Origin of the sequence: Halolamina sp., assembly GCF_036626355.1 — an archaeon.
Classification (GTDB): domain Archaea; phylum Halobacteriota; class Halobacteria; order Halobacteriales; family Haloferacaceae; genus Halolamina.
In genome coordinates, this window is sequence record NZ_JAZKRY010000120.1 from 1 (window position 1) to 6,966 (window position 6,966).

A 6,966-nucleotide genomic window follows, 5' to 3' on the forward strand; every position below is an offset into this window, starting at 1 on the left:
CGTATCCACATAAGGGCTTCGGAGCGTGTCCGAACTCGTCGATCGGGCTCGGGCGTCGACCGGGGGCGACTGCCCGGGCGACCTTCGCGTACCATCCGATGAGAGGTAAGTATATAACCCTGATGATGCGGTCGCTCTGTGATATACATAAACTCGGTATGTGGCCACAGTGCCCTGTCTCTGTCCCTCGCTCAGCGAGTTCCGGCATTCCGACAGATCGACGACGCGACTCGCCGACTATATAAGGGAACCCTTTATAAGGGCGGGGAAAGCATTATGGGACGAAGAATGAGTTCGCCGGCAGATTCCATCGAAATTCAGAACGTGGTTGCATCGACGGGTATCGGGCAGGAGCTCGACCTCGAAGCGCTGGCAGAGGACCTTCCGGGCGCGGATTTCAACCCGGACAACTTCCCGGGGCTGGTCTACCGGACCCAGAGCCCGAAAGCCGCAGCGCTCATCTTCCGGTCGGGGAAGATCGTGTGTACGGGCGCAAAAAGTATCGAAGACGTCCACGACGCGCTGGACATCATCTTCGACAAACTCCGAGATCTGACCATCCCGGTCGAGGAGAACCCGGAGATCACCGTCCAGAACATCGTCTCCAGCGCAGACCTGGGCCACAACCTCAACCTCAACGCGCTCGCGATCGGGCTTGGGCTGGAGGACGTGGAGTACGAGCCCGAGCAGTTCCCGGGACTCGTCTATCGGATGGACGAGCCGGACGTGGTCATTCTCCTGTTCGGGTCGGGGAAGATCGTGATCACCGGCGGGAAACAGACGCAGGACGCACAGGAAGCAGTCGAACAGATCGTCGAGCGCATCGAAGGGCTCGGCCTCCTGGGCTGAGTAGTCACGCACACGCCCGCGCGGCGACCACGCGTGACCGAACTCTGTCAGTCTCTCGTCGGCCACACCCGGTTTTGCGGCGCAGTACCCCGTTAGCGACGCCAAACGGCACAAGAGGCATTACCCTCCAGTACGAAGCGCGCCTGTGGCATCCCGTGAGCACGGCGAGGGCCGGGGCGCACCGGGCCTCGAGCCGTACGACAGCCTAGGGAAGACGCCATCGGCGGCAACCGAGATGGCCGGGGAAGCGGCGCGACGCCGCACGGAAGACCCGCCAGTCCGTGACCCCGGTCAGTATGCGCTCACGGATCACTTCCGTGAACGACTCGTCCAAGGCGGGCGCTATCTCTCCATCGACGCCGTCGATACGACCATCCGCGAGGGCCAGCTCCGCTGGAACACGACAGACGGCTGGCGGTTCGCCCGCATTATCGACGGCGTCCGGCTCGTTGTCGTGGTCTGCGACACCGAGACCCCGTCCCCTGTCGTCGTCACGGCCTGGACGGAGCTGGCGGACCGCGAAGCCGCTCGCCACTCCGACCGCTGGGACCGAACGGATATCGAGACCATCCAGCTCCGCACCGCGCTCTCCGAGGACGCCGAACGGCATATCCCGGACCGCATCCGCCCGCGTGACGTGCCCCGGCCGTTCCACATGCGCGGCCATACCGTCAGTTCCGCCCCGGGCAACGGACATCTGCGCTGTGTCGACTGTGGCGGTCGGTTCCGCTCGAAAGAGGGGCTCGACCGATCGCACTGTTCGAACTAAGCAGCGGTCGCAAGCCGTATTCCCCCCGCCGCGTTAGCGGTGACAATGAGCGATCTCTCGCTGTCCGAGTTCTACGACGCCGTCGAGGCGGAGGGGCGACCGCTGCTCACTGCGGGCCAGTTCGCCCGACGGCTCGACCGCTCACAGGCCGACGCCGACGAAGCACTCGAATCGCTCGCCGAGGACGGCGTCGTCCAGCGGGTCGACGTGGAAAACGACCCGGTCGTCTGGTATCCGACCGAGTGGGGCGAACTCGCCTCGCGCGAGCGGGTCGTCGTCTTTCCTGAACGCCGAGAGATCGTCGTCGACAGGCCGACCCAGTACACACAGGCACGGCTCTCGCAGTTCGCCCATCTCGTCGACACCACCGGCACCGAGCCCGGAACCCGCGGCTATCTCTATCGTATCCGGCCTGAAGACGTCTGGTCGGCGCCGTTCGACGGCGTCGCCGACCTGCTGCTGACCATGCGCGCGACGTTCCCCCGGCGCTACGGGGGCCTCGAGGAGTGGGTCGAGGGGCAGTGGAAGCGCGCGAACCGCTTCCGACTGTTCACCCACGAGGATGGCTACACCGTGCTCTTGGCGGCGACTGACGAACTGCTTGGCAACGTTGCTCTGGAGAAACTGGCCGAGGACTGCATCCGCGCACCGATCTCCGAGACGGAGGCCTGGGTGAACGAGGACGCCATCGCCGAAGTGAAGCGCACGCTCTACGAGGCCGGCTACCCCGTCGTCGACGACCGGGAACTCGAGAGCGGCGACCCCGTCGACGTGGCGCTCACGGCGGAGCTCCGCGAGTACCAGCAGTCCTGGGTCGACAGTTTCCTCGAGAAACGGGCCGGCGTACTCGTTGGCCCGCCCGGGTCGGGGAAAACCGTCGCCGCCCTCGGCGCGCTCGCGGGCGTCGGCGGGGAGACGCTGATTCTGGTCCCCTCACGCGAACTGGCCGGTCAGTGGCGCCAGGAGCTTCTGGGACACACCAGCATCGAGCCAACGGATATCGGCGAATACCACGGCGGCAGCAAACAGCTCCGACCGGTCACCATCGCAACCTACCAGATCGCGGGGATGGACCGCCACCGCGGGCTGTTCGATGACCGCGAGTGGGGGCTGATCGTCTTCGACGAGGCCCACCACGTCCCCGCGCCGGTGTTCCGCCGGTCGACGGCGCTGCAGGCGAAACACCGGCTGGGACTCACGGCGACGCCCGTGCGGGAGAGCGACGACGAAAAGGAGATCTACACGCTCATCGGTCCGCCGCTTGGCACTGACTGGTCCCAGCTGTTCGACGCCGGCTTCGTCGCCGAACCGGCGGTCGAACTGCGCTATCTCCCCTGGGACGAGGAGTTCGCCGAGAACGAGTGGGCCAACGCGGAGGGGCGCAACCGCCACGTGCTCGCCGGCACCAACCCGCGGAAGATCGAGGAGACCCAGCGGCTGCTTTCCGAGTCCGAGGGGAAGGCACTGGTGTTCGTTGATTATCTCGACCAGGGCGACGCCATCGCCGACGCCATCGACGCGCCGTTCGTCTCCGGCGAGACCCCGCACCACCGGCGAGAGGCGCTGTTCGAAGCGTTCCGCACGGGCGAGGAGGAGGCGCTGGTCGTCTCACGCGTCGGCGACGAGGGGATCGACCTGCCAAACGCCGAACTCGCAATCGTCGCATCCGGCCTCGGCGGGTCGCGACGACAGGGTGCCCAGCGCGCTGGTCGAACCATGCGGCCGGTCGGGCGCGCGGAGGTCGTCGTTCTCGCCACCCACGGCACCCGGGAGGAGGAGTTCGCCCGCCGCCAGATGCGCCACCTCGCAGAGAAAGGCGTGCAGGTCCACGAGACGGTCGTCGGCAATGAGGAGGGCGACGAAGCCGAGGCAGAGAACGGCGAGGAGACTGACGATGAGGCTGTCGACGAAGCCGGCGACGAGATGACCGGGGGAGCAGTTGGGTCAGACGCTCAGGCGGACACCGAGTAATCACGGCCAATCAGTCGGAGCCCCAGTTCGGAATTCGGCCGGCTATCCGCCGTTGGCGCCGGGAAGCTATTTTGCGGGATAGGTGTGAGAAGGTACTATGAGCGGAATCGAACCTGAAGACGTTCGCAAGTACGCGAAACGAGCACGGCTGGACCAGTCCAGAATCGATCGGGACGATCAGATAACGGCCATCGAGGCACAGGACGACCTCGTCAGCAAACTCGACGAACTCGATTCACCCTCGGCGCCGGACCGCGAGTACTGGGACCCGGACGAGACCGAGGACCCGTATGCCGCGTTTCTCACGCGGTGTGACCTGCACCGCACCGACGACGGGGTGCTGGCGGGTCGAACCGTCGCGGTCAAGGACAACATCGCCGTCGCCGGGGTCCCGATGACGTGTGGGTCACCACTGCTCACAGACCACGTCCCGGACGAGGACGCAACCGTCGTCGAGCGACTGCTCGATACCGGCGGGCGAATCGTGGGCAAGGCAAACATGGACGAGTTCGCCCTCGGCGGCGATGCCGACGCCATGCGGTTTCGGCTGGCGCGGAACCCCAACGACCCCGACCACCAGCCCGGTGGGTCCTCCGCCGGCAGCGGCGTCGCGGTGGCGAACGACCAGGTCGACGTCGCCCTCGGAACTGACACCGGCGGCTCGGTGCGGTTTCCGGCGTCGTTCTGCGGTGTCGTCGGCTTCAAACCGAGCCGTGGGCTCGTCCCCCTGACCGGGTTCGTGCAGTTCTCGAAGCTCAACGACGAAATCGGTGTGCTCTCGAACGCCGTCGAGGACGCCGCTCGGGCGCTCGCCGCGATGGCGGGCCCCGATTCGCGGGACGATGCCACGCGTGGAGCGACGACGGGAGCGTACGTCGACGCGGTTCGGGACGTCGACGGGGCGGCCGCCGGCGACCTCACCGTCGGCGTCCCGGACGAACTGTTCGGCGGCGACCCAGCGGTCGACGAAACGGTACGGCACGCAATCGACGAACTGGCCGGCGCCGGCGCAACCGTCCGTGAGGTGTCCATCCGCCACTTCGCGTACGCGATTCCCGCATGGTGGGCCATCGCTATGACCGAAGTCGCAGCGTACGTCGCTTCCAACGGGGTCAACTACTGGCAGCGCTCCGAGTCGAGCACGGAGCTCGCAGTGGCGATGGCAGAGGCGTTCGAGGAACGGCCGGGCGAACTGGGCGAGTACACCGCGGACGTGCTCATCTACGGCCACCACCTGATGGAGCAGTACGGAAACGAGTACTACGCGCGGGCCCAGCGCGCACGAGAGCTGGTGACCGATGGCGTCGACACCGCGCTCGACGGCGTCGACGTACTCGCCGGGCCGACGACGCCGATGGTTGCCCCGGCGTGGGACGGGGAGAACTATCTCGAAGACGACACGCTGGACGAGGCAGTCAGGACGACAGGCCCGTTCAACCTGACAGGTCACCCCGCGGTGTCGGTCCCGTGCGGCGAAAGCGACGGGCTCCCCGTGGGACTCCAGTTCGTCGGTGCGCGCGACGACGACGTCGGTGTGCTCCGAACAGCCGCCATCTGGGAGGCGATCCGAGAATCGACGTAAAAAAGTCGCCGACACGGAACAGTAGCGGCTGGTGGCCGCCCGCTACAGCGACTCGGTCAGGCGCCGGAGGTCGGCCACGACCTCGTTGCGCGCGCGGCGGAGCTGCAGTTCGAGGAACCGCTCGTCGTCGCCGTCGAGATCGGGCAGCTGTTCGACGCTCGCGATCCGAGGGAACGGCGGCCGGCTCTCAGCGGGGTCCTGCTCGAACTCCCCCTCCGTCGCAAACTGCAGCCGGGTGAGCGTTTTCACCGCCCTGTCGATCTCGTCAGCGTACTCGTCGGCGTCGCCGAGAGCGGCTGTCGTCGCCGCTCGAAGTGAATCCAGCTCCGCGAGAACCGGTCCGAGATCGAACGCGCTGGCTCCGTCGTACTCCTCGAGTACCGAACGGAGGCTGTCGATCGTCCGTAACGGATCGGCCGGCTGGTCGGCCCGGCTCAGCCGAGCGGTCGCGAGGGTGTACACCTCGGTGTCGCGGGCCAGCACGTCGGGGTCGGCGTTCTCGATCGTGTCGGTCGTGAGATGCCACGCGTCGGCGTGGCCGCCGGAGCCGCCGACAGGGTGGTAGCCGCGCTCCGCCCGGACGGGTTCCGGGATGTTCGACTGGAGCGACATCCCCGGGATACCGAGGTTGTTGAACGAGTAGTCGCCCGCCCGTGGCGGCCGCCGCTTCACCGTCTCCTTGCCGCTCACGTCCTCGATCGTGCTGGCCGCAATCTCGTGGACGCCGGCCATCCATTTCACGCGCTCGTCGTATTCAGTCGCGTCAGCGACGCCCGGGGAGTCGACGTTCACGTGCGCGACACAGCGGTCAGCGAGATCCTGTGCGAACTCGTCGGCGAACCACGTCGACCCGGCGTATCGCCCGGTCGAGTGTCCCGGCCACCACGCCACCCAGACGTCTCGCTGGAGCTGGTCGCTGTGGGCGTCAAGCACCCGCGCAAGTTCCAGTAGTGTCGCGTCCCCCGTTGCGTTGTCGGTCACGCCGACGTGCCACGAGTCGAGATGCCCGTGAGCCAGCACGAACTCGTCGGTCTCCGGGGCTGCCTCACCGGGAATGCGTGCGAGCACGAGCGGCGTTTCCTGCCACGCCGTTTCCGTCTCCGCGGAGACGGACACGTCGACGCCGCTTGCAGCCCGTTCCCGGAGCGTCTGTCCGTCGCGCTGGGAGACGTTGGCGACGAGGAGCTCCGGAATCCGGTCCCGGTCCGCATACGGCGGTGCGCCGCCCCAGATCGGGGTAACGATCCCCTCGTGGGGTTCGCGCTCGTGGGGGTGGATGCCGATGAACGCCTCGGCCCCGCGCTCGGTCAGTTCCTCGATCGCGCTGATCGGGATGATCGACTCGCTCATGACCACCTTTCCGGAGAGGTCGTCGTCGAGGCCCGAAAGCGAGACCGAGAGCATCGCCTGGATGGAGTCCATCTCCTCCTCGTTCTCGACGTAGACGAGCTCCCCCTCGGCCTCCCCACTCGCGGAGAAGGAGACGGTTTTGATCGTCTCGGAGACCCACCCGTCGTCCGTTTCGATGCTCGCGCCGTGGGGTGTGCTCAGGTACAGTTCAGGTCTGTGGACCTCGTGGTCGACGCCGAAGTGCGCGAGCCGGTCGGTCAGATACGATGCCGCCTCGCGCTCGTCGTCGGTCCCGGAGACGCGCTCCAGCTCGGCGAATCGTTCGACGAGTTGCCACGGCTCCTCTGCTGACACCGCGTCGACGATATCGGCTTCGACGCCCGATACCCGCGGCGCCCCGTCCTCGTACAGCGTCCTGTTCATAGGCTGGCTTCGGGACCGAGGT

5 protein-coding genes are annotated in these 6,966 nt (G+C 66.9%); 4 read left to right on the forward strand and 1 reads right to left on the reverse strand.

From position 1 onward, the window contains the following. Positions 1-288: 288 nt before the first annotated feature. The 4 genes from V5A38_RS14045 to V5A38_RS14060 all read left to right on the forward strand — a co-directional run bounded on the left by V5A38_RS14045 (position 289) and on the right by V5A38_RS14060 (position 5,171). A complete protein-coding gene (locus V5A38_RS14045) occupies positions 289-849 on the forward strand; it encodes a TATA-box-binding protein (RefSeq protein ID WP_332326391.1) in 561 nt (186 codons plus the stop codon). A gap of 235 nt (positions 850-1,084) precedes the next feature. Next, a complete protein-coding gene (locus V5A38_RS14050; RefSeq protein WP_332326395.1) occupies positions 1,085-1,618 on the forward strand; it encodes a hypothetical protein in 534 nt (177 codons plus the stop codon). Between the two features lie 45 nt (positions 1,619-1,663). Further along, on the forward strand, positions 1,664-3,589 hold the full coding sequence (locus V5A38_RS14055) for a DEAD/DEAH box helicase (RefSeq protein WP_332326392.1): 1,926 nt from the start codon (positions 1,664-1,666) through the stop codon (positions 3,587-3,589). A gap of 97 nt (positions 3,590-3,686) precedes the next feature. Beyond that, positions 3,687-5,171: an amidase family protein gene (locus V5A38_RS14060; protein WP_332326393.1), complete on the forward strand. Its 1,485-nt coding sequence runs from the start codon at positions 3,687-3,689 to the stop codon at positions 5,169-5,171. Positions 5,172-5,213: 42 nt separating this feature from the next. On the opposite strand, the gene V5A38_RS14065 is transcribed toward V5A38_RS14060, so the two are convergent. Next, positions 5,214-6,966: M28 family peptidase (locus tag V5A38_RS14065; protein ID WP_332326394.1), on the reverse strand; the 1,753-nt coding region annotated here is incomplete at its 5' end.

Excerpts from the sequence above, each read along its gene's own strand:
- V5A38_RS14060 (WP_332326393.1), top strand. The coding sequence starts at position 3,687 with ATGAGCGGAATCGAACCTGAAGACGTTCGCAAGTACGCGAAACGAGCA.
- V5A38_RS14050 (WP_332326395.1), top strand. The coding sequence starts at position 1,085 with ATGGCCGGGGAAGCGGCGCGACGCCGCACGGAAGACCCGCCAGTCCGT.
- V5A38_RS14045 (WP_332326391.1), top strand. The coding sequence starts at position 289 with ATGAGTTCGCCGGCAGATTCCATCGAAATTCAGAACGTGGTTGCATCG.
- V5A38_RS14055 (WP_332326392.1), top strand. The coding sequence starts at position 1,664 with ATGAGCGATCTCTCGCTGTCCGAGTTCTACGACGCCGTCGAGGCGGAG.